Genomic DNA, 6198 nt, shown 5'->3' with positions numbered 1-6198 from the left:
GCCCCGGCCGGGGCAGCGCCACCGCCGACGGCAAGGCCACCCTCTCCGCCGCGACCGCCGAACGGGCCGCCCACGAGTTGGGCCTGACCCCGGATCAGGTCAGAGCCGACTGGGACACCGCCCGGCTCGCCGGTCTCGTCGAGGTGCACGGCGACAGCGCCCGCCCCGGCTGGCGGCTGCGCGCCTGGGACCGCGACGACAGTGCCGTCCTGCGGGGCTGGGTCGCCCTCTTCGACGCCTGGTCGCTCGCCTGTCCGGAACCCGAGGACCACGAGCCCGCCGCCGTCGCCGAGGTCGTCTCGGCCATGCCGCAGGTGCTCTCGTTCCTCCAGCTGTCCGCCGGTCCCGTCCCCGTGGAGCAGCTCCTCGACCTGCTGGAGCAGCGCGTCACCGAGCTGCGTACCGCACGCTGCGAGATCCCCTATGGGCCGCAGCCCGAGCCGCAGGCCGAGCCGGCACCCACCGACGCCCCGCTCGCCCCGCTCCTCGACTGGGCCCTGCGCGCCCTCGCCTCCGTCGGCGCCCTCACCTACGGCGACGGCCAGGCCACGCTCACCCCGCTCGGCAGCTGGGCCGTCTGGGTCAAACTGGAGCAGATCTGCGTCGCCGCGCAGAGCCCCGCCGGGAACATCGAGCAGGCCGCCGAGGACATGCTCCGCGGCTGCGCCCAGCTGCGCCCGAACGCGGCCCGCGCCGAGTACCGGGCCTGGCTCGCCGCCCGCACCGTCGGCAGCGCCGTCACCGAGCTCCTGGCCGCCGCCCGGGGCGAGGACGCCCTGCTGCGCGGCCTCGCCTTCGAGGCGCTGCGCGTGGTCGGCGCCCCCGCCGAGCCGGACGTCCGTGCCGTGCTGGACGAGCCGACGCTCAGGCCGTACGCGCTGCTGTGGCTGGCCGAGCACGACGGGACCGACCCCGAGGACGCCCACGAGGTCCTCACCCGGGAGGAGGCGACCTGGCTGTGGGTGGACACCGCGGCCGCCGTCGCCGACCACGGTGAGGCCCCGCTGCTCGTGCGCCACCTGGAGTCGGCCGTGCAGCCGACCGTCCCGATGCTGCTGGACGAGGTGCGCGCCGTGGGTCACCCGCGGACCGTGCAGGTCCTGGTCGCCCTCGCCGCGGCACACCCCGACCCGGCCCTGGCCAAGGCCGTACGCCGGGCCGCCTTCCAGGTGCACACCGGCGGCAGCTAGGAACCCGGGCCGGTCCGTCAGCCGGATATCTCCGGCGCGTACGTCCCGAAGCTCCACACGTTGCCCTCGAGGTCCCGGGCCATGTAGTCCCGCGAGCCGTAGTCCTGGTCCGTCGGGGGCATCAGGATCTCCGCGCCGTGGTCCACGGCGCGGCGGTGGTGCGCGTCCACGTCGTCCACGACGATGTACACCCCGGTCGTGCCCGCGTTCTTCATCGCCTTGTCGAAGACGCTGCCGGTGCCCTTGCTGCCGATCATCACCGCGCCGTTGCCCTGCACCAGCTCGGCGTGCATCACCGCGCCGTCCTCGCCCTCGAACACCGACAGCTCCGTGAATCCGAAGGCCTCCGTGAGCTGCCGGATGGCCGCCTTCGCGTCGGCGTAGAGCAGCGTCGGGTAGATGCTCGGACGCCCGCCGGTCATGCCTGCCATACCGATCACTCCCTTCCGCTGCCAGTCTGGCACCCACCACTGACAACGACCCGGCGAGACGAACCGAACACCCGCACGCAGAAAAAGTGGTTGCACCGCCCCGTTAGACTGTTCCCCATGGCCTTTCTCCTCGCGCATTAGACGGCGGGAACGTCCTCAGCCGCCCATCCCGCCCCCGTATCCGCCCTGGAGTCTGTCCGTGATCTCCGCCTCCGGTATCGAGCTGCGCGCCGGTGCCCGCGTCCTCATCGAAAACGCCACCTTCCGCGTCGCCAAGGGCGACCGCATCGGCCTGGTCGGCCGCAACGGCGCGGGGAAGACCACCCTCACCAAGTGCCTGGCGGGGGAGGGTACGCCCGCGGGCGGCACCATCACCCGCTCCGGCGAGGTCGGCTACCTCCCGCAGGACCCCCGCACCGGCGACCTCGACATCCTCGCCCGCGACCGCATCCTCTCCGCGCGCGGCCTCGACGTACTGATCCGCAAGATGCGCGACAACGAGCAGCGCATCGCGGTCGGCCAGGGCGCCACCCGCGAGAAGGCCCTCAAGCAGTACGAGCGCCAGGAGACGGAGTTCCTCACCAAGGGCGGGTACGCCGCCGAGGCCGAGGCCGCCACCATCGCCGCCGCGCTGAACCTGCCCGACCGCGTGCTCGGCCAGCCCCTGCACACGCTCTCCGGCGGTCAGCGCCGCCGCATCGAGCTGGCCCGGATCCTGTTCTCCGACGCCGACACGCTGCTGCTCGACGAGCCGACCAACCACCTCGACGCCGACTCGATCGTCTGGCTGCGCGACTACCTCAAGACCTACCGCGGCGGCTTCATCGTGATCTCCCACGACGTCGACCTGGTCGAGACGGTCGTCAACAAGGTGTTCTACCTGGACGCCAACCGCGCCCAGATCGACGTCTACAACATGGGCTGGAAGCTCTACCAGCAGCAGCGCGAGGCCGACGAGAAGCGCCGCAAGCGCGAGCGTGCCAACGCCGAGAAGAAGGCCGCCGCGCTCCATTCGCAGGCCGACAAGATGCGCGCCAAGGCCACCAAGACGGTCGCCGCGCAGAACATGGCCCGCCGGGCGGACAAGCTCCTGTCCGGCCTGGAGGCGGTACGCCAGTCCGACAAGGTCGCCAAGCTGCGCTTCCCTGAGCCCGCACCCTGCGGCAAGACCCCGCTGATGGCCGAGGGCCTGTCGAAGTCGTACGGCTCGCTGGAGATCTTCACCGACGTCGACCTGGCCATCGACAAGGGCAGCCGCGTCGTCATCCTGGGCCTCAACGGCGCCGGCAAGACCACCCTGCTGCGGCTGCTGGGCGGTGTCGAGCAGCCCGACACGGGCGCGGTCGTCCCCGGCCACGGCCTGAAGCTCGGCTACTACGCGCAGGAGCACGAGACCCTCGACCCCGGCCGCACGGTCCTGGAGAACATGCGCTCGGCCGCGCCCGACATGGACCTCGTCGAGGTCCGCAAGGTGCTCGGCTCGTTCCTGTTCTCCGGCGACGACGTCGACAAGCCCGCCGGTGTCCTCTCCGGCGGCGAGAAGACCCGTCTCGCCCTCGCCACGCTCGTGGTGTCCTCGGCGAACGTGCTGCTCCTCGACGAGCCGACCAACAACCTCGACCCGGCCAGCCGTGAGGAGATCCTCGGCGCACTGCGCACGTACAAGGGCGCGGTCGTCCTCGTCACGCACGACGAGGGCGCCGTCGAGGCGCTCCAGCCGGAGCGGATCATCCTGCTGCCGGACGGCGTCGAGGACCTGTGGGGCGCCGACTACGCGGATCTCGTCGCCCTTGCTTGATCGAATGCGTGATCAACGGCGTATGGATCATTCGGCCTAGCGGTGATCCATCATCTGTGTGAGATCTCCTCGTACCGAGGTGTGTCCTACATCGATTTCGCGGCCGAGCCCCCGATTCTTCCGGGCTCGGCCGCGACGCCTTTCTGACCTGGCCTTTCCCGTGTGAATCCGTTCGGGTGTACGGACGCCTCTCTTCGGAATTTTGTATTCCGTTTGTGGGGACGCGCTCCTGTCGTCACAACCTTGTCTCACGGACCTTGCCGAATGGGTGGCCATCAGGGCCCGGAGGGGTGATCATGAGGAGACCAGAGCGCACTTCCCATGAGGAGGCACGGGTGGCCGAGACTCTGAAGAAGGGCAGCCGGGTGACCGGCGCCGCGCGCGACAAGCTCGCGGCAGACCTGAAGAAGAAGTACGACGCCGGTGCGAGCATCCGGGCGTTGGCCGAGGAGACCGGCCGCTCGTATGGCTTCGTGCACCGCATGCTCAGTGAGTCGGGTGTCACGCTGCGAGGGCGTGGCGGGGCGACGCGGGGCAAGAAGGCCACGGCCTGACCCCGGGTGGCCCCTCGGCTCCGATGGTGGCCACCCGGTCGGTCGGCTGATCGACCGGGTGGTTACTGTGCAGTCACTTAGCTGACCGCACACATCGGAGGCGTCCATGGCTTCGCCCGACAAGGACCTCGTTCCCGTACTCGACAAGGACGGCGTACGGCTCACCGTCGACGACGCGATCGCCACGGTGACGCTGACCAACCCGGCCAAGCGCAACGCGCAGAGCCCCGCTCTGTGGCGGGCGCTGACCGAGGCCGGCCGGCAGCTGCCGGGCTCCGTCCGCGTCGTGGTGCTGCGGGCCGAGGGCAAGTCCTTCTCGGCCGGTCTCGACCGGCAGGCCTTCACGCCCGAGGGCTTCGACGGGGAACCGTCGTTCATCGACCTCGCGCGTGGCGGCGACGCCGAGCTGGACGCGACCATCGCCGAGTACCAGGAGGCGTTCACCTGGTGGCGGCGCAGCGACATCGTCTCCGTCGCCGCCGTCCAGGGGCATGCCATCGGGGCGGGCTTCCAGCTCGCCCTCGCCTGCGATCTGCGCGTCGTCGCCGACGACGTGCAGTTCGCCATGCGCGAGACCAGCCTCGGACTCGTGCCCGACCTGACGGGCACGCATCCGCTGGTGGGACTCGTCGGATACGCCCGCGCGCTGGAGATCTGCGTGACCGGGCGCTTCGTCACGGCCGACGAGGCCGTGCACACCGGGCTGGCCAACGTGGCCGTGCCCGCCGACCAGCTCGACGACACGGTCCGCGACCTCGTCTCGGCCGTGCTCGCCGCGCCCCGCGACGCGGTCGTCGAGACCAAGGCACTGCTGCGCGGCGCCCAGGACCGCACCTACGAGGCCCAGCGCGCCGCGGAACGCCAGTCCCAGGCCCGCCGCCTGCGCGACCTCGCGGGCGTCGGCGACTGAGCCGGCCGTACTACGGGCCGTCACCAGGGCAGCCGCGACCGGCTGCACGACGCCTGCGCCGGCACCACGGCCCCACGCCACTTCGTGCCGCCGGGCATGCGCGTGCGCTGGGTGGGGCGGACACCCAACCTGTAGCGGTCCGCCCGCTCGCGGGCGCCCCCGGCGAGTGCCCCGCAGGGCGCGGTGCCCGCGCTGCCACCGGGCGCTCCCTGGCGGGCGCCCGAGGGTGGGCGCCTCAGGGGGCGCGGTGTCCGTGCTGCGGCTGGGCGGGCGCGGCGGCACCCGTGCCGCCGGGTGGCGGGCGCCCACGGCCTGTGCCCCACAGGGTGCGCTCGGCGTGCTGTCGCTGGGGTGGCACTGCAGGGTGCGGCGGCGGCCCGTGTCGTCGGCTGGGCGGAATGTCCCAGGGCGGGCCCAACGCCACCCCGCGCCGCCGGGCGGCGCCCCCTTGCGGACGACTCACGGCCGGTGCCCACAGGGCGCGGTGTCCGTGCTGTCGCTGGGACGGCACGGGCGGGCTCGATGCTCCCTCGTGCCGCTCCCTCAGGCGATCCGCTTCAGCCGATCCCGCTCACCAGGACCGCCACCGTCGGGTGGTCCGACAGGGTCGTTCGCACCGCGGTGCGGACCTGGCGTGCCACGTCACGGGCCCGGTGGTCGTCGCGTACCGCGAGTTCCAGCCGGACGTGGCGGTGCGGCAGCGCGGTGTCGCCCGGGAGCTCCTCGATGTGCACGGGGTGGCCCAGCGCGCCGGTCAGCCGGAGCACGCCCGGGACCTTGAGCGCCGCGGCGGCGACGCGAGCCTCGTCGTCGCCCCCGGCCTGCGCGGCGCGCGGCGGCTCGGGGAGCGGCGGGGCGGGCCCGGGCGGCTCCGCCTTCTCGTCCAGCAGGCCCGTCACGCGCAGATCCACCTCCGTCACCGTCAGACCGAGCCGCTGTGTCGCGGCCGTCGCCAGCGTCGCCCGCAGCAGGGACGCCGTCGTCGGCAGCGGCTGCGAGGCCGTGGCCGCGAACTCCGCCGTCACCCGCAGCGGACCGGGCGGCAGACCGCTCGGCGGGGCCGGCACGGCCGGACTCCCGGTGTCCGCCGGATCGGCGAGCGCGACACGGAGCGCGTCGAGGCGCACGCCCGGCGCGTCCCCCGCCGCGCGCCGCAGCACCGCCTCGGCTGCCCGCTCGGCGATCCACGCGCCGTCCCGCGCATCCCCCAGCGGCAGCAGCCTGCCGAGGCCCAGCTGATGTCTCACTACCTGCGTCCACCCGTCGGCCGTCATTCCTCCAGCCTGCCGTATCAAAGGCGCGTATCCACGCAACC

General features: G+C 72.7%; 6 protein-coding genes. 4 read left to right on the top strand and 2 right to left on the bottom strand.

Annotated features, from left to right (window positions below; genetic code table 11):
* The coding region (locus tag CCL05_RS16300; protein WP_086561230.1) for a hypothetical protein at nucleotides 1-1190 on the top strand (1190 nt) is incomplete at its 5' end.
* Between the two features lie 17 nt (nucleotides 1191-1207).
* Here CCL05_RS16300 and CCL05_RS16295 read toward each other — a convergent pair.
* Complete coding sequence (locus CCL05_RS16295; RefSeq protein WP_086561229.1) at nucleotides 1208-1621, bottom strand: VOC family protein; 414 nt, start codon at nucleotides 1619-1621, stop codon at nucleotides 1208-1210.
* A 199-nt stretch (nucleotides 1622-1820) separates the two neighbouring features.
* On the opposite strand from CCL05_RS16295, the gene CCL05_RS16290 reads away from it, so the two are divergent.
* The 3 genes from CCL05_RS16290 to CCL05_RS16280 all read left to right on the top strand — a co-directional run bounded on the left by CCL05_RS16290 (nucleotide 1821) and on the right by CCL05_RS16280 (nucleotide 4883).
* On the top strand, nucleotides 1821-3419 hold the full coding sequence (locus CCL05_RS16290; protein ID WP_086561228.1) for an ABC-F family ATP-binding cassette domain-containing protein: 1599 nt from the start codon (nucleotides 1821-1823) through the stop codon (nucleotides 3417-3419).
* A gap of 335 nt (nucleotides 3420-3754) precedes the next feature.
* Complete coding sequence (locus tag CCL05_RS16285; protein WP_010037790.1) at nucleotides 3755-3973, top strand: helix-turn-helix domain-containing protein; 219 nt, start codon at nucleotides 3755-3757, stop codon at nucleotides 3971-3973.
* Between the two features lie 106 nt (nucleotides 3974-4079).
* A complete protein-coding gene (locus tag CCL05_RS16280; protein WP_086561227.1) occupies nucleotides 4080-4883 on the top strand; it encodes an enoyl-CoA hydratase/isomerase family protein in 804 nt (267 codons plus the stop codon).
* Nucleotides 4884-5440: 557 nt separating this feature from the next.
* Here CCL05_RS16280 and CCL05_RS16275 read toward each other — a convergent pair.
* Complete coding sequence (locus CCL05_RS16275; RefSeq protein WP_086561226.1) at nucleotides 5441-6157, bottom strand: nucleopolyhedrovirus P10 family protein; 717 nt, start codon at nucleotides 6155-6157, stop codon at nucleotides 5441-5443.
* Nucleotides 6158-6198: the final 41 nt, after the last annotated feature.

The sequence above is a fragment of the Streptomyces africanus genome, from assembly GCF_002150735.1.
Classification (GTDB): domain Bacteria; phylum Actinomycetota; class Actinomycetes; order Streptomycetales; family Streptomycetaceae; genus Streptomyces; species Streptomyces africanus.
The sequence above is the reverse complement of the archived record's forward strand: the minus strand, read 5'-3'. Positions and strand labels throughout refer to the sequence as shown.